Raw genomic sequence first — 16,214 nt, 5'->3', positions numbered from 1 at the left:
AGTTTTATCTATGCCTTACATACATATACGCTCATATCTACAAGGCGATGTGTGTAGCCCATTTCATTATCATACCACGCGAGAATCTTCGCGCTTTTATCAATAGCCACACTCTTATCAGGCACAATGATTGCACTCGCACTTGAGCCAATAAAATCACTTGACACTCTTTGCTCATTATCAACAACGATAAGCCCTTTCATTTCACCCTCTTGGGCTTTATAGAATACTTCATTAATGCTCTCTTTACTCACCTTACTTTTAAGATTCACGTTTAAATCCACAAGACTCACATCTGGGGTTGGCACACGCACAGAAACTCCATTGAGTTTGCCTGCAAGATGTGGCAATACAAGCCCTATTGCCTTTGCTGCACCTGTACTTGTGGGTATCATATTTAACGCTGCTGCACGCGCTCGGCGTAAGTCTTTATGTTTGACATCAAGCAGATTCTGGTCATTTGTATAGCTATGGATAGTCGTCATTAAGCCATTTTCTATACCAAAGTGAGTATCAAGCACTTTCACAATAGGCGCAAGGCAATTTGTCGTGCAAGAAGCATTTGAAATGACACTTTGCCCCTGATAGCTTGTGTGATTCACGCCATAAACAAATGTAGGCGTATCATCTGCGGGGGCAGATATAATAACTTTTTTAATACTACCTTTAAGGTGAAAGCTTGATTTTTCAAGGGAATTAAATTTACCCGTGCATTCTAGCACACCCACAGCTGAGCCAAAATCAAGATTCTTAATCTCTCTATCACTTATAATCTTAACATTTTTACTTTTACCAATACATAAAGTTTGTTCATCTCGTTTTTGCACATCATAGCTTCTATGCACAGAATCATACCGCAGTAAATGCACAAGTGTGTCAATATCTGCCGTAGTATTCATTGCTACAAGCTCCACATCATCGCGTTGTCCGATAATTCTCGCTGCACAAAGCCCTATGCGCCCAGTGCCATTAATTGCGAGCTTAATCGCCATATTGTCTCCTTTTATCAAATATGCCCAAATCAAAGGGTTGAAATATGTATTTTAACATAAAAAAGCCCTTTCTCCACCTTTTGGCTTGATTTCTCTGACAAATGAGTGTAAAATGCCCATTCCAAAATATGCGCACCCTACTTCTTGTCCTCGTAGCTCAGCTGGATAGAGCACACGATTCCTAATCGTGAGGTCATGCGTTCGAATCGCATCGGGGACACCATAAGTTTTTAGGTTTCAGCTTCCTCAACCTTTGGGAATCCAGACTTTAAATTAATCAAATCTGGTCTATTTCTAGGATTGCTGCCCCATTGCTTGAAAAAGAAAGGAATATCATATTTGTTACATTGTTGATACAAATCTTCTACCCATTCATATTGCATACTTCTTGCTTTTTTTGGATTTTCAGGGATATTCTCTCCTCCGACAACAACCCAATCAAGCTTTTCCTTATAAGATTGTAAATCAATGCCACTCATCATAGGCTCAATCATTGCAAAGATTTTCACTTTTTCGCCCAAGTTTTTTTTTACCTCAACAAGTGAAGGCATACGCTTACCAAAAGTAGCTTGATTTTCAGCCGATATGCCAAACCAAATATGCCTTGCATCATCTGTATTGACTATATTGTTTTTCACACTCTCTAACATTCGCTCTGGTCGTTTAGTGAGGACTTGGAAAATTAAATCTTTGCGTTTAATCATATACTCAAAAACAAGAGATAAATCTTCAGCTGTAATACTCTCGTGAAACAAATCACTCATATTGCACACGCAAACTTTAGAGCCACTTGGATACATATTTGTATTTAATATTTCCTCTAACACACTTTTATGGAATATAACCTGCTCCCAGCCATAATAATATTTAGGCACTTCAATTAAATGTTCTGTATTTTTGCATTCACAAATTATATGTATTTTATCGCCTTCTTGGCTCATTGTAATATCTTTACATTTAGGAGCACATTTACTATAATCAAGCCTATTTATGGTTTTATCAAGCTCACTCTTTGATGTAACCTGCAATCTCTTAGTCATAGTCATAGCATAGCAATAATCACACGCTGGGGATATTTGGGTGCAACCTGTGATAAAATTCCAAACTTCTGTATAGTGCAACCTGCCCATCGCCTCGCCTCTCTATGCATTATAAAGCTTCTTTGCCTTATTCTAAAACCTCCTTATAAATCGTTTAATATTCTGTTTTTTTAACTCTCTTTGAGCATTCTTTTAGCAAGTTTTTTTGCCTTAACCACTTCATCATTCCCTACCAAATCTCCATAAATAGCATTCACATATTCCTCATAAGCAAGCTGTGAGCTAAAGGGCTTTTGCGAACTCACTACTTTTTGATATTCGCCATTGCTTTGCAACTCATACATTTGGACATTATCATTAAGCTGCATTTGGAGAATCTCCATCAAACGTTTGCTCATCTGTGTATTTAAACTTGGTGTGAGAATCTCCACGCGGCGCTCTAAATTACGAGGCATAATATCTGCCGAAGCAAAATATACGCCTACTTTATCGTTTTTAAAATGATAGATTCTGGCGTGTTCAAGGTATTTACCAATGATTGAAAATACGCGAATGTTTTCACTTACACCCTTTATGCCCGGACGCAAGGCACATACACCACGCACAATCAAATCAATCTTTACTCCAGCTATTGAAGCTCCATAAAGTGCGCGTATAACATCAATATCTATAAAAGCATTCGCTTTCATAATAATGCGTCCCTTATTTCCCATTTTCTTTTCATTTTCAATAAGCTCTAAAATTTTAGTCTTAATTTGTGTAGGAGCAATCAGTAAATGATTAAGCTTGGTGCGATATGATGAACCTGTAGAGAGAGAATGAAAAAGCTTAATTGCGTCTTTTGCAAAAGATTCATTACAAGTTAAAAGCGAAATATCGGTATAAATTTTTGCTGTGCTAGGATTATAGTTTCCTGTGCTAAGATGCACATATTCTTTGAGTGTATTGCCAATTTTTTTAATTACAAGGGCAATTTTAGCATGCACCTTAAGCCCGGGCACACCATAAATAACGTGTGCTCCAGCAGATTCCAAAGAATGCGCCCAATACAGATTATTTTCCTCATCAAATCGTGCTTTAAGCTCAACCAACGCTGTTACTTGCTTATTGTTTTCAGCCGCTTGTATAAGAGCTTTAACAATGGGTGAGTTTTTTCCCACGCGATAAAGCGTCATACGAATAGACAACACATCAGGGTCTTTTGCCGCGCTTTGAATAAAATTCACTATCGGGTCAAAACTCTCATAAGGGTGGAAGAGCAAAATATCATCGCTTTCCATTGTAGAGAGAATCTCCCCATTTCCGTGTAATGGCGGAAGTGTTTTTGGATTAAAAGGTGGGGTGGTCAGATGAGCATACGCTTTGCTCCCTACTAATTCCCACAAACCACTCAAGTTAAGCGGAATATGATATACATAGACATCTTTAGAATCAACTTTTAAATGAGAATTAATAAAATCTAAAAGGCTGCTGTCTTTATCCGCGCCTATCTCAAGGCGCACCACTTCACCTTTTCTACGAGTTTTAAGCCCCTCACTCATAATCTCAATAAAATCATCTGCTTCTTCTTCTTCAATTTCCATATCTGCATTGCGCGTGATTCTAAAAGGAACATAATTAAGAATCTCATATTCCCCAAACAACTCACTTGCAAACTCACCTACAATATCTTCAACTGCTATAAACACACCGCTCTCAATCTCCACAAAACGTGATAACAAGCGCGAGATTCTTACCATAGCAAACTTCACACTTCCCTCTTGCGTATCTTTAAGTTTAAGTGCAATGGCAAAACTTAAATTATTCAAATGAGGAAAAGGGTGTGTAGCATCTATTGCCACAGGCACAATCACAGGATATAAATAATTAATAAAAAATTCGTGCAATCGCTTTTTTTGTTCATTATTTAACTGATTGACTTGTTTAATATGCATACCTTCCTTTGCTAAGCCACCTTGAATATCTTTAAAAACACTCTCAAGCATATTTTTTTCTTTATCAAGGTATTCGCGTATGCTTTTAAGCTGCTGTAATGGTGTAAGCTTGTCTGCACCCACTTCCGTAATGCCACTTGCATATAGGCGTTTAAGCCCTGCTACACGTATCATATAAAATTCATCAAGATTCGTTCCATAAATTGCCACAAATTTTAACCGCTCTAAAAGCGGAATATTCGTATTTTTAGCTTCATTAAGCACACGTGTATTAAACTTAAGCCACGAAAGCTCCCGATTAAAATACATTTTCGCATCGTTGATTGTCATATTGCCCCCTTTGTAGTAATGTATAAGTTTCATTGTATCTCAACTTCGCCTTAAATACTTTCTTTTATTTTGATTTGCCACATAATTTCATAAAGATTGGCAAAATTGTTTCAGATTCTATACAATTTTAGAAAAATTTTTAAGGGAAATAAATGATATTTTGATTATAATGCGCGTCATTTTCAAAACTAAGGAGACAAGATGAGAAAATATTTACTTTCGCTACTTTGTGTAGCAGGTTTGAGCCAAAATGTGCAAGCTGGGAGCTTTGCAGGGTTTGAAATAAGCCCTGAAATTGGTTTTGCTGCAGGACAAACAAAAACTGATAATGCTAAGTTCAAAGATTATAGTGCATTTGGACGCATATGGCTTGGTGCTTTTGACTTTGTGGTTGCTCCACAAATCAAATACGACTTCAACTCGCATTCAAACTCTGATGCTGACTTTAGGAATCTTCAATATGGAATATCTGCAGGATATAATATTGGCATTATTGTAGCACGCTTAACACCCTATGTAGGCGTAAATTACTCAAGTTTTAATAAAACTTTCAAAGACACTGTTGCTTACAATGCGGGATTAAAACTTAAATTTGACTTTATTCCTATTTCTCTTGGATTGCTTTATACCTATCAAAATCCAGAGCTCAATAGCACAACAACTAAAGAAAAGATGCAAACTATTCAAGCTCTTATCGGTTTGCACTTTTAGAAAAAATTTTAGAATCTTAATTGATAGAATCAAGCCTCTTGCATTATCATAAAATAAAGCAAGAGTGCAATGAATTATTTTTTGGAGCTCTAAATGACTTTAGATTCTCACCAGCTCATTGCATTTTTGCAATCCCATAATGAACTGACTATTATTAATGAACCTCTTGATATTTATTTACAAATCCCCCAACTTGCCTATCTTGAAGTCAAAAAACCCAATAGCAAAGCCCTGCTTTTTACAAATCCTATTTGTGCCAAAACTGGAAAAACCTTTGATATACCTGTGCTTATGAATATTTTTGGCTCATATCAAAGGCTCAATCTCCTTGTTGATAAGCCCATTCCACAAATTGCAGCTCACATACAACATCTTTTACACTTTAGCCCACCCAAAGGCATAAAGGAGATTCTACTTCGCTTAAAAGAACTTGCTGCCCTGCGCTTCGTGTTTCCTAAATACACAAAATCTAAAGGTTTATGTCAAGAGATTATCTTTAAAGGTGAAGACATTAATCTCTTGAATCTCCCTATCCTCACAACTTGGGAACACGATGGCGGAGCATTTATCACTATGGGGCAAGTTTATACCCAAAGTCTTGAAGGCAAAGCAAAAAATCTAGGTATGTATCGTCTGCAAGTTTATGATGAAAAACATTTAGGACTACATTGGCAGATTCACAAAGATTCTCAACATTTTTTTCATCAATACAAACAAGCAGGGAAAAAAATGCCTGTGAGCATTGCACTTGGTGGCGACCCGCTGTATATTTGGTGCGGACAAGCACCTTTGCCTATGGGAATCTTTGAACTTATGCTCTATGGCTTTATCCGCTCTAAAAAGCCTGTGCTTTGCTCTTGTATCAGTAATCCACTCTTTGTGCCAAATGATGTAGATATTGTTATTGAAGGTTGGGTAGATACAACACAAATGCGTGATGAAGGACCATTTGGCGACCATACAGGATTCTATACACCCATTGAGCCTTACCCTGTGCTTGAAGTGAGTGCAATCACAATGCGCAAAAAACCCATTTTTCCAGCAACAATCGTTGGCAAACCTCCACTTGAGGATAAGTATATGGGTTATCTCACTGAACGCGTATTTTTGCCATTACTGCAAACTACTGCACACGGATTAAAAGATTATCATATGCCAGAAAATGGCGTATTTCATAATCTTATTTTTGCAAAAATCAAGCCTGATTATCCCTCGCATAGTAAGCAGATTATGCACAATTTTTGGGGAGTGGGACAAATGAGCTTTGTAAAGCACGCTATCTTTGTTGATGAAAATGCTCCAGAACTGACAGATTATGAAGCACTTGGCACTTATATACTTGAGCGCTTCTCTCCTAGCAATCTGCTCATCACAGAGGGAATCTGCGATGCACTTGATCATTCAAGCCCACAATTTGCCCACGGAGGAAAACTTGGTGTAGAGGCTATTACACCTGTGCATAAGCCCTCATTTGCCGCTCTTAATGATGAGTGCTTATGGGAGAAATTTGCTCCACTCTTTCCCCAAGCTACTGCATTGAAGCAATATTTTACTCACACGCTTAATCCTATTTGTATCGTAGGCGTAGCAAAGCAAAGTCATCTTTTTACAGCAATACAACAGCGTTTAGAAGACTTTAAAACATTGCAACATTGCTTAAGTATTGTTGTCTTTGTAGATTCACATAAAAATAACCTTGCAAACCCTTATATGCTTACTTGGCGTATTGTCAATAACATTGATGCAAAGCGTGATATTCTCATTGTTGAGAATCTTGTTTTTGTTGATGCAACCGATAAATCAGCTTGCGATGGACATCTGCGTGAATGGCCACAAGATACAAATTGTAGCCCCTCTGTCATTGCTGCATTAAAAGACAAAGGTTTGATTGACGATATAGACGATGAATTTTTGGAACATTTCGGTATTTTACATTAAAAAATGCTTAAGTTAATAAAAATTTAAGTTTTTTTACCCTACAATCCCCTTTCTAAAATTATAGAATCTAAGGGAAAAGAATGGAATTGACAAAAATAGCAACACAAAATGACATCAATCGTCAGTGGATTGTCCTTGATGCAAAAGATAAAGTCTTTGGGCGTCTCATCACAGAGATAGCTACACTTTTGCGAGGCAAACATAAACCTTGTTTCACACCTCATATTGATTGTGGCGATTTTGTAGTCATCATCAATGCCACAGAGGTAAGATTCACAGGTATGAAACTCCAAGATAAAGAATACTTCACGCATTCAGGCTACTTCGGCAGCACTAAAAGCAAAACACTTCAAGAAATGCTAGAAAAAACTCCCGAAAAACTCTATCATCTTGCAGTGCGTGGTATGCTCCCTAAAAACAAACTTGGGCGAGCTATGCTTAAAAAACTCAAAGTTTATCGCGGCAGTGAGCACCCACACAGTGCTCAAGTCGCCAAAAACTCAAAATAAGGAATACTATGGCAAAAGTTTATGCAACAGGAAAAAGAAAAACAGCAATAGCAAAAGTTTGGCTTACTTCTGGGAGTGGTAAGCTTACTATCAATGGACAAAGCCTCAATGACTGGCTCGGAGGGCACGAAGCTATCAAAATGAAAGTAATGCAACCGCTTATCCTTACTAAACAGGAAAAAGCAGTGGATATTCACGCTGTTACACTTGGTGGCGGATATTCTGCTCAAGCTGAAGCTTTGCGACACGGCATTTCAAAAGCGCTCAACACCTATGATGTCGCCTTTAGAGCAATTTTAAAACCAAAAGGGCTTTTAACAAGAGATTCTCGTGTGGTTGAACGCAAAAAATATGGAAAACGAAAAGCACGCCGAAGTCCGCAATTCTCAAAGAGGTAAAATTGCATTGGAAATTCTCTCTCAAAGTTTTGGCGAATATCAGACAAATTGTTATATTTGTAAATTTCCTCAAGGAGAGATTGTCATTGACGCAGGAATTGGGGCGCATAATTGGGTAATAGAGCAATGCCCCACCCCACTTGCTTTTCTCAACACACACGGGCATTTTGATCATATTTGGAGCAATGCTACACTTAAAGCTCATTTTCCTAATGTGCCATTAGTTTGTCCCTCACTTGATGCATTTATGTTAGAATCTGATTGTTTTGACATAGGCGTCCCGCCTAGCACTCCGGATATTCTCGTAGAGTGTCAAAAAGACGCGCAAAGACTTGATTTTAAAGGCATTGAAGTGATTTTCTCGCATTTTCCCGGACATACACCGGGTTGCTCTATTGTAGAGATTGAGGGAGAAATTTTTAGTGGCGACTTTATTTTTCATCGCTCCATTGGGCGCAGTGATTTTGCTTACTCAAACTCAATGGATATGAGGGAATCCCTGATACGCTTTAGCTCCTTGCCCTCAAATCCAAACAAAACAATCCACCCCGGACACGGGATTTCTACACATCTTGTTGAAGAACAACGCAATGTCGGTTTTTGGATTAAGCACCTAGAGCATAGTTTATAGCTAGGAATGATTTTTGCTTCTTTAATCTTTAAATTTTAAATAATAAAGGGGCATTTATGGATTTAACGACCATTGGTGGATTAGTTGGGGCGATTATAAGCCTTTGCGTTGGGGACTTCCTTGAAGGAGGTAACCCTCTACATCTTATCCACATAAGCTCACTGATTATCATCATACCTACTGCTTTGTGTGCCGCAGCAAGTGCAACTCACGGCACACATATTAAAGGTGCGATGAAAGAGTTAAAAATTGTTTTTGGCTCAACAGGAGTAAATATTAATGAGATAATACGACAGCTTGTAGAGCTCTCTACGCTCGCGAGAAAAGATGGTGTACTTGCGCTTGAAGGAAAAGCAGCGCAAATTGAAGATGATTTCTTACGCCAATCTCTCTCAATGATTATTGATGGACGCGATGCACACGCTGTACGCGAAGATATGGAGGTGCAAATAGAATCTTTAGAAGAGTATTACAAGGGTTGCTCTCACTTTTGGATTCTCTATGCAGAAACTTGTCCGACAATGGGACTTGTAGGGGCGGTTATGGGGCTTATGCTTGCTCTCCAGCTCCTTGATGATCCAAAGGCAATGGCGGCAGGGATTGCAGGGGCATTTACAGCGACAGTTACAGGGATTTTCTGTTCTTACGCGCTTTTTGGACCTTGGGGACATAAAATGCACTCTAAAAGCGCAGATATAATAAGAGGGCGTATGGTTGTGCTAGAGGGCGTTGTAGGTATTGCTAATGGCGATAACCCTCGGAATCTTGAAGAAAAATTACTTGGATTTATCCCACCGGGTGAGCCTAAAATCTCACAATTTGAATAAGATATATTAAGAGCGCAAAATGGCTAAAAAGAAAAAATGTGATGCTTGTCCAGCAGGAGAGAAATGGGCTGTTCCCTATGCGGACTTCCTCTCGCTTTTGTTGGCACTTTTTATTGCACTATGGGCAATTAGCTCAACAAGTGATGCAGATTCTGAATTGCTTAAAACCGAATTTGTTAAAATTTTTGATTTTACTCTTACCTCTCCGCTTGCTTCTGACCAAGATGATGTCAATGATTCCGAAGTAGAAAACGAAAGTGGAGCAATAAGCGAAAGCTCATCAGTTACTTCGGCAGAGATTGAGCAAATGGCAGAGGAAGGCGGGATTTTAGAGCAAATGGAAATGGGTATGTCATTGCGCCTCCCTTCTAATCTTTTCTTTGAATCTGGTAGTGCGGAGATTGATAATAGCGATGTGTTTTTGTATCTGCAACGAATGAGCGCTATTATCAAAAAACTGCCCGATTATGTCAAAATTGATGTGCGAGGCTATACAGATAATGCGCCATTGCCTGTTGGTTCGCGCTATAAGGATAATTATGAGCTCTCCTCTGCGCGAAGTTTAAGCGTGATGAAAAATCTCATCAAAAATGGTATTTCGCCTGAACGCATTTCATTTTCGGGATATGGGGAACATCAAGCGATTGCACCCAATGATAGTCCGCTCAATCGTGCGAAAAATAATCGCGTGGAAATATTTTTCTTTGTTGATCCAAAGGACGCGCCTGTAACGCAATCTATTTTAGAGGAGACACTGCAAAACTCGCAGCAGTAATCTTGCGTTGTATCCTTAAGAAACTCTTTTGGATTATTTTTATAAAATTGTGGCTTTAATTTATCTAATGGAGGGTAACTATGAAGTGCTTTTTAACGGGGGGGGGGGCATAAGCTACTTTCCTACACACCACATTCTGTGAATCTTGCCACACATCACAAAGACAACGCACCTCCTTATTACTTGAGTTTTAAGGTAATATTAAGAGTTTGGTTGTTAGTGTTTTGGTTGGTTGTTACTTTTGCAAATGAGGCGAGGGGAGATGATAATTGGTTACAAGATGAAAAAGGTTTGGATTATAAATATATTGATGTTAAAGGTAAAAAAGAAAAAATATATAGAGGGCATCAAGGTTATAATCATGGGGTCAATGTTGCATATTGTGTTGTAAATCGTATTGATGGAGCAAAAAGGTATAATCTCCAACTAGATATGAAAAAAATAAATAAAGATTGTTATTATAAGGTATTCCAAAAATCAGGGTATTTTTGGATGTTAGATTCTATGCCCGATGATGTATATAATAATTTTATGACTCATTATGAGGTAGGGCTGTCCGAAAATTTAGAAAAATTTTTGAGAATATATGGTATTATAAAAGAAAAATAAAAGGAGACTTAATGGATGGACTAAAAATTGAAAAATATAATTTAGCTTTTAAAATTTCATATAGTAATGGAGAAAATGGCTATTGCTATGTTCCACAGCCTAATGAAATAGAGTTGAAGAGTTTGTCAAAAATACTAGGATAAGCACCAAGTGAATACTACTCTCACTCATCTATTTTCATATCTATCAATTTTTTAATCTTCTTGCTTTTGAAAAAAATAAAGCTACTAAATTCTATATTAACAAACTTTTTATATATTTCAAATGTCAAGGAATTATTTTTGCTGTTCTCATTCAATCAATTAAAGTTTAGGAGTCTAGTGTGATAGAAAGTGTAGAAGTAAAGAATTATAAAGTATTAGATTCTATACAAATTGAAAACCTCACACAGATTAATATTTTTGTAGGCAAGAATAATTGTGGTAAAACCTCCTTGCTTGAGGCGATATTTCTTAATTTTCAGCCAAGCAATTCTATGAATATCGTATCTATTGTGTCTAATTTTGTAAGACAAATACAAGTGAGCCACGACAATTTAGATTATTTTTTTCATCAGCTTGATGTGAGCCAACCGATTGAAATTACCTCGTTTTATAAGCAACAAAAAATGCACTTGCAAATTACACCAAAAACGACAAATGATTTTGCCCAAATGTTGCCAAATGATATAAACATAAATAAAGTTTTAGATAAAAAAACAGATAATGCTTATATCACAGGTTTAAAATTTGATATACAATTTAATGGGGATCCTGCAGTAAAAAGTGGCTTTGACATTCACGAAAATAATATTATTAATAGATTTGCCCAAGCAGATTATCCCTCATTTTCAGGTATGATGCTCCCAAGCCATACATTTATGAATACAGCCTCAATTTTAGCTAGACTAAGGATTCACAAAAAAGAAAAAGATTTATTACAATACCTCCAAATCTTTGATGAGCATATACAGGGAATAGAGGTAATCAATGGTGAGATAATGGTTGATTTGGCAGGTATGTCTAAAAAAATTAGCTTTCATACTATGGGAGAAGGGTTTAAAAAATATTTGGCGATTTTGGCAAGTATCATTGTGGGGGAATACGAATATATTTGTATTGACGAAATTGAAAATGGACTTCATTTTGAATCAATGCAAAAGTTGCTTAAAGCCATTATTGCTTTAGCGAAAGAAACACATATACAGCTCTTTATTTCCGCCCATAGCTATGAGTTTTTAGAAATTCTTAATACAATCTCTAGCGAGTATCAATACGAACAAATTGCTATTTTTAATATTGCAAGAACTAATCTTAAAGGTTTGCAAACTTATAAATATGATATGAAAGACTTAGAAAATTTACTAAAAACTAAAACAGAATTTAGGGATTAAAATGACCTTATTTGTTGTAGAAGGTAAAAGTGATAAAGTATTTTTAGAGCAGTATATACACTATAAAAATTTTCCATCTGAATATGAAATTATTGTAAATAATAGCAATCAGCTTCAAAATGCAAACTTACAAAAGATTAAAAAAGCATTGGATAATAATTATAGGGTTTGTATTATTTTTGATGCTGATTTAGATTATAATCAAACACGACAGGAAATTGAAAACAAAATAATAGGCTTAGAAGATAAGAATAAAGTAAAAATATTTTTATTCCCAGATAATAAAAGCAAAGGCAATCTTGAAACTTTACTTGTTCAGATTGCCAAATATAAAGAAATAATAGAATGTTTTGAAAAATATGTCGAATGTATCAAATCTCAATCTAAAGAATTTGCAGATAATATTAATAAAAAATCAAAAATGTATGCTTATCGTGAGGCAAGCGGTTTAGAAAAAATTATAAAATCAAATGAATATACAATGCATGAGAATATATTTAGTCAATATTTTAATTTTAATTCATCTTATTTGCAACCTCTTCATAGTTTTATATTTAACCCATAAACTCTTTAAAATCCTAAACTCCATTGTCCCAAGCTAGATTCTCTAAAACAAATCTCTTTGTTGTTTTGCCTATTCCTCATCAATCAAATTTTAATTGTTGTAAAAATGGTATGATATGGCACAAGTTTTGCTGCATCAAGCAATGGATAAGAACAAAAGGAGTTGAAAACAAGTATGGGACAAGCCTTATGCTTATTGATTATTTTAATTGGGCTACTCATTATCCATAGGAAGAAAAAATGACAGAGAAACGTTATCCCAAATACGAAGAACCTAGAAAATGGAAAGAATTAAACACAGATGAAAAAGCGCAAGTAAAACGAAATTGGATTAGAGATATTTTGACTGGATTTGCTATTCTTTTAATCTGCTTTGTAATGGCGATTGATTATGAGTTTAATAGAAAGTGCATTGTGCAAAATGGAGTTACAATGTGCAAGAAAAAATAAATCTACACCTTAGATTCTAAAACAATCCCTTTTGCTCCAAAAAGGGTATGCGCAAAAGCTCATAAGTCTTTGGGCTTGCTACTCGCCCTTTTGCTGTGCGCTCCAAATAGCCATTTGCCAAAAGATAAGGCTCAATCACATCTTCAATAGTCGCCTCATCTTCGCTCATTGCAGCAGCAATGGTGTTTAGCCCTATGGCTTTGCCTCTAGATTCTGCCAAAATCGCCAAATAACGCAAATCAAGTTCATCAAAACCCAATTCATTCACGCCTAGTTCATTAAGCGCATAGCGCACACATTCAAGACTTATTTGATTATGCATATCCTGCGCATACTCACCCACATCTGCAAAATCCCTCACGCGTCTAAGCAATCGCAAAGCAATGCGTGGCGTGCCTCTTGAGCGGCGTGCGATTTCATCTGCACCATTTTGTGAAAGACTTCTGCCTAGCTTTGAAGCTGCAGTAATCACAATTTTAGAGAGTTCCTTTGGCTCATAAAATTGTAATCTAAAACTCATACCAAACCTATCCCGAAGCGGATTTGAGAGCATACCTGCACGCGTAGTTGCGCCAATAAGTGTAAAAGGTGCTAAATCAATTTTAAGCGTTTGTGCTGCAGGACCCGAGCCAATAATAATATCAAGGCGAAAATCCTCCATTGCAGGATAGAGAATCTCCTCAATCGCAGGACTAAGCCTATGAATCTCATCAATAAACAAAATATCTCCCTCGCTCAAATTTGTCAAAATCGCTGCCAAATCACCTGATTTTTCAATCATAGGCGCAGCGCTAACTTTGATATTACACCCCATTTCGTGCGCGATAATATGGCTAAGTGTAGTTTTCCCAAGCCCGGGTGGTCCAAAAAACAAAATATGATCTAAGCACTCCTTGCGCTTTTTACTCGCTTCAATAAATACTTTGAGATTTTTTTTAATCTTTTCTTGCCCAATATACTCCTCCCACACATTTGGGCGCAAAGATAGCTCTTGAGCACTTTCAAAGCTATATTTTTCCATTTCTACCACACGATTTATGTTTGTCTGTCCCTCTTCTACACTCATCATTTTTTCAATGGTGATCCTCTCCATATCTTGCCTCTTAATAGCTCTCTTTAGCTTGTGGAAATGCTTGAGATTTAACATCTTTAGCATACGCCCTTATCGCATCTTTAAGCATTGCCTTGCCATCACAATAGCGGCGCACAAATTTTGGCTTAAACTCATCAAAAAACCCAAAAGCATCGCTCCATACAAGAATCTGCCCATCACACTCCACACCTGCGCCAATACCAATGGTTGGAATCTCCAAAGCCTGTGTGATACGCGCACTCACTTCTGATTTCACCCCCTCTATCAACATTCCAAATACGCCCGCTTCTTGCATTGCCAAAGCTGTATCTATGAGTTCCTTAGCCTGCGCCTCATCTTTTCCTTTTACCTTAAAGCCTCCATCAAAACGCATAAATTGCGGTTTTAAGCCAATATGTGCCATTATCGCGATGCCTTCTTCGCACAAAGCCTTTATGATAGGGAGCTTTTCAATGCCTACTTCAAGCTTAAGTGCATCTGCTGCAGTATTTTTATAGAATCTAAGTGCATTTTTAAGCGCCATATTTGGCGTAGCATAGCTACCAAAGGGCATATCTGCAATAATAAAAGAATGCTTCGCACCTTTGCACACTGCTTTTGTATGATAAATCATCTCTTGCATACTTGCACCCAATGTCTCACTCTCGCCACCAAAACTCATTTTCAAGCTATCACCCACCAAAATTACATCAACTTCGCCATCAAAAATATGTGCCATAAGTGCATCATACGCAGTAATTGCGGTAATTTTTTCAATCCCTTTTTTTGCCTTAAGTGTGGCAATATCCATTTTTTTATCTAACATTTTTCCTCCTTTGCTTTATTTTTTGAGGAGAAATGGGCTTTTGAGCAAAAATAAATAATCCTAATAATACGCTTAGAACTAACATCACAAGACTTAGAATCTGCCCCATTGATAAACCAAATGCAAAATATCCCATTTGTGAATCTGCCTCACGAAAATACTCGCATATAAATCTTGCTAACGCATAAAACACGCCATAAGCGACAAGAAGAGTGCCAGATTTTTTGGCATAACGCAACAAACACATAAGAAGAATAAACACTACTATGCCCTCACCAAAGGCTTCAAAAAGCTGACTTGGATAGCGCAACTCTCCATTTACAAGGATTCCAATATCCCGTGAGAAACCCTCACTCTCAATGACGCGTCCAAAAAGCTCGTGATTAAAGAAGTTCCCTATGCGTCCCAATACATAGCCTAATGGCACAGAAATAGCTGATAAATCCATAAATATCCAAAAAGACTGCTTTTTAAAATAACAAAATAACATTGCCCCAAGCACAAAACCAATCATTGCCCCGTGATAACTAAACCCACTAATGCCAACAAATACTCCATTCACATAAGGATTAAACATTTGCCACGGCTGCATAAGATATTCCCAACGATGGGGAGAGTAAATCAGCACATAACCAATGCGTCCGCCTAAAATAACACCAATTTCTACCCAAATAAAAAAACTATCCAACAATTCTTGGCTAATAGGAAAGCGTTCATTGTGATAGGTAATAAATGCCTTTGCTATTAAAAGTGCAATAAGCATTGCTCCTACATACATAATGCCATACCAATGCACACTTATATCAAAAAGTGTAAATGCAATGGGGTCAATATAATCATAGATTCTATTCCATACACTATAAGTCTCCATTATTCCTCCATAATTTTAATCTTAAATTCATCAACCATATCAATTTCTTCAAAAAACATAAATAATCGCAAATCATCAACAACAATCTCAATTTTGATTCCATCTATGCTTTTAAGCTTAAACAAAAAACCCAACACATAAGAGTTAATCGGATAGGCTTGGACAAAGTAGATTCTTAGTGTATCATCTGCGCTTGATAGAATCTTTGGCAAAAGCTCTTCAAGCTCTGCTTTGAACATCAAAAACGAGTCATAAGTTTTGAGCTTCCCAGTGCTACGCACCATTTGCAAATCATTAATGATTTCTATATCAAGCGCCATATTTACCTCATTGCTTTTTTAATTCAATATATATTATAACAAAGC

Annotated in this window: 20 protein-coding genes and 1 tRNA gene; 13 read left to right on the top strand and 8 right to left on the bottom strand. The window is 36.9% G+C overall.

Features of this window, described 5'->3' with window-relative positions; translation table 11 throughout:
* Positions 1–8: 8 nt before the first annotated feature.
* Entirely contained in the window at positions 9–992 is a 984-nt protein-coding gene (gap, locus tag OQH61_RS01235; protein ID WP_266025415.1) for a type I glyceraldehyde-3-phosphate dehydrogenase, read from the bottom strand.
* Between the two features lie 51 nt (positions 993–1,043).
* Positions 1,044–1,166: a hypothetical protein gene (locus tag OQH61_RS01230; protein WP_266025414.1), complete on the bottom strand. Its 123-nt coding sequence runs from the start codon at positions 1,164–1,166 to the stop codon at positions 1,044–1,046.
* Here OQH61_RS01230 and OQH61_RS01225 point away from each other — a divergent pair.
* Positions 1,139–1,215: transfer RNA gene (locus tag OQH61_RS01225), tRNA-Arg, on the top strand. The two genes, OQH61_RS01230 and OQH61_RS01225, sit on opposite strands and share 28 nt — an antisense overlap.
* Positions 1,216–1,222: 7 nt before the next feature.
* Here the strand turns inward: OQH61_RS01225 and OQH61_RS01220 are convergent.
* Both OQH61_RS01220 and OQH61_RS01215 read right to left on the bottom strand, forming a co-directional pair.
* Positions 1,223–2,122, bottom strand: coding sequence for a DUF5131 family protein (locus tag OQH61_RS01220; RefSeq protein ID WP_266025413.1), 900 nt, complete (start codon positions 2,120–2,122; stop codon positions 1,223–1,225).
* Positions 2,123–2,202: 80 nt separating this feature from the next.
* Entirely contained in the window at positions 2,203–4,296 is a 2,094-nt protein-coding gene (locus OQH61_RS01215; RefSeq protein WP_266025412.1) for an RNA degradosome polyphosphate kinase, read from the bottom strand.
* Between the two features lie 201 nt (positions 4,297–4,497).
* On the opposite strand from OQH61_RS01215, the gene OQH61_RS01210 reads away from it, so the two are divergent.
* The 12 genes from OQH61_RS01210 (at position 4,498) to OQH61_RS01155 (ending at position 13,080) form a co-directional block, all read left to right on the top strand.
* Positions 4,498–5,007 (top strand): outer membrane beta-barrel protein, encoded by a 510-nt coding sequence (locus tag OQH61_RS01210; protein WP_266025411.1) that lies wholly within the window; start codon positions 4,498–4,500, stop codon positions 5,005–5,007.
* A gap of 93 nt (positions 5,008–5,100) precedes the next feature.
* Positions 5,101–6,945 carry a menaquinone biosynthesis decarboxylase gene (locus OQH61_RS01205; protein ID WP_266025410.1) on the top strand — a complete coding sequence of 615 codons (1,845 nt, stop codon included), beginning with the start codon at positions 5,101–5,103 and terminating at the stop codon, positions 6,943–6,945.
* A gap of 80 nt (positions 6,946–7,025) precedes the next feature.
* Complete coding sequence (gene rplM, locus OQH61_RS01200; RefSeq protein WP_266025409.1) at positions 7,026–7,454, top strand: 50S ribosomal protein L13; 429 nt, start codon at positions 7,026–7,028, stop codon at positions 7,452–7,454.
* Positions 7,455–7,462: 8 nt separating this feature from the next.
* On the top strand, positions 7,463–7,852 hold the full coding sequence (gene rpsI, locus OQH61_RS01195; RefSeq protein WP_266025408.1) for a 30S ribosomal protein S9: 390 nt from the start codon (positions 7,463–7,465) through the stop codon (positions 7,850–7,852).
* A 7-nt stretch (positions 7,853–7,859) separates the two neighbouring features.
* Complete coding sequence (locus tag OQH61_RS01190; RefSeq protein ID WP_266025544.1) at positions 7,860–8,483, top strand: MBL fold metallo-hydrolase; 624 nt, start codon at positions 7,860–7,862, stop codon at positions 8,481–8,483.
* Positions 8,484–8,539: 56 nt separating this feature from the next.
* Positions 8,540–9,310, top strand: coding sequence for a flagellar motor stator protein MotA (motA, locus tag OQH61_RS01185; RefSeq protein ID WP_266025407.1), 771 nt, complete (start codon positions 8,540–8,542; stop codon positions 9,308–9,310).
* 19 nt (positions 9,311–9,329) lie between these two features.
* Entirely contained in the window at positions 9,330–10,085 is a 756-nt protein-coding gene (gene motB, locus OQH61_RS01180; protein WP_266025406.1) for a flagellar motor protein MotB, read from the top strand.
* 213 nt (positions 10,086–10,298) lie between these two features.
* Complete coding sequence (locus OQH61_RS01175) at positions 10,299–10,694, top strand: hypothetical protein (RefSeq protein ID WP_266025405.1); 396 nt, start codon at positions 10,299–10,301, stop codon at positions 10,692–10,694.
* A gap of 11 nt (positions 10,695–10,705) precedes the next feature.
* Positions 10,706–10,837, top strand: a complete 132-nt coding sequence (locus tag OQH61_RS01170) for a hypothetical protein (protein WP_266025404.1) — start codon at positions 10,706–10,708, stop codon at positions 10,835–10,837.
* A gap of 179 nt (positions 10,838–11,016) precedes the next feature.
* Complete coding sequence (locus OQH61_RS01165; RefSeq protein ID WP_266025403.1) at positions 11,017–12,066, top strand: AAA family ATPase; 1,050 nt, start codon at positions 11,017–11,019, stop codon at positions 12,064–12,066.
* Between the two features lies 1 nt (position 12,067).
* Positions 12,068–12,631 carry a DUF3226 domain-containing protein gene (locus tag OQH61_RS01160; protein WP_266025402.1) on the top strand — a complete coding sequence of 188 codons (564 nt, stop codon included), beginning with the start codon at positions 12,068–12,070 and terminating at the stop codon, positions 12,629–12,631.
* A gap of 239 nt (positions 12,632–12,870) precedes the next feature.
* Complete coding sequence (locus OQH61_RS01155) at positions 12,871–13,080, top strand: hypothetical protein (RefSeq protein ID WP_266025401.1); 210 nt, start codon at positions 12,871–12,873, stop codon at positions 13,078–13,080.
* A gap of 16 nt (positions 13,081–13,096) precedes the next feature.
* Here OQH61_RS01155 and ruvB read toward each other — a convergent pair whose 3' ends face one another.
* The 4 genes from ruvB to OQH61_RS01135 are packed head-to-tail and all read right to left on the bottom strand — an operon-like array spanning position 13,097 to position 16,169.
* Positions 13,097–14,146 carry a Holliday junction branch migration DNA helicase RuvB gene (ruvB, locus tag OQH61_RS01150; protein WP_266025543.1) on the bottom strand — a complete coding sequence of 350 codons (1,050 nt, stop codon included), beginning with the start codon at positions 14,144–14,146 and terminating at the stop codon, positions 13,097–13,099.
* A gap of 37 nt (positions 14,147–14,183) precedes the next feature.
* A complete protein-coding gene (gene panB, locus OQH61_RS01145) occupies positions 14,184–14,978 on the bottom strand; it encodes a 3-methyl-2-oxobutanoate hydroxymethyltransferase (protein WP_266025400.1) in 795 nt (264 codons plus the stop codon).
* On the bottom strand, positions 14,968–15,849 hold the full coding sequence (lgt, locus tag OQH61_RS01140) for a prolipoprotein diacylglyceryl transferase (RefSeq protein WP_266025399.1): 882 nt from the start codon (positions 15,847–15,849) through the stop codon (positions 14,968–14,970). The genes panB and lgt overlap by 11 nt, the downstream gene beginning before the upstream one ends.
* Positions 15,849–16,169, bottom strand: a complete 321-nt coding sequence (locus OQH61_RS01135; RefSeq protein ID WP_266025398.1) for a hypothetical protein — start codon at positions 16,167–16,169, stop codon at positions 15,849–15,851. The genes lgt and OQH61_RS01135 overlap by 1 nt, the downstream gene beginning before the upstream one ends.
* Positions 16,170–16,214 lie beyond the last annotated feature (45 nt).

The sequence above is a fragment of the Helicobacter sp. MIT 21-1697 genome (genome assembly GCF_026241255.1).
Taxonomy (GTDB): Bacteria; Campylobacterota; Campylobacteria; order Campylobacterales; family Helicobacteraceae; genus Helicobacter_C.
This window is presented reverse-complemented; position numbering and strand designations above follow the sequence as displayed.